Raw genomic sequence first — 255 nt, 5'->3', positions numbered from 1 at the left:
CGGTTAATATTCCGGTACCCTTTTATACTGCGATGCGGTGACGTAGAGGTGATACTGCCGCGCACTGACGGAATAGTGCGTTGAAGGGGGTAGGTATAGGAAGTGCAGGCAAATCCGCACATCCTGCCGAGACCCGACAGTACTGCAAAGCTTCGGCGGCGCAGATAGTGCAGGTAATCGTACTACCGAGAAAACCCGCTAAGCTTCAGGTATATAAGGCCCGTACCGCAAACCGACACAGGTGGTCGAGGAGAG

1 rRNA gene is annotated in these 255 nt (G+C 54.1%); it reads left to right on the top strand.

The window, feature by feature from the left end:
* Positions 1-255 (top strand): 23S ribosomal RNA (locus C5745_RS19975); the annotation flags it as partial.

Source organism: Sphingobacterium haloxyli (assembly GCF_002980525.1).
Lineage (GTDB): Bacteria > Bacteroidota > Bacteroidia > Sphingobacteriales > Sphingobacteriaceae > Sphingobacterium > Sphingobacterium haloxyli.
This window is presented reverse-complemented; position numbering and strand designations above follow the sequence as displayed.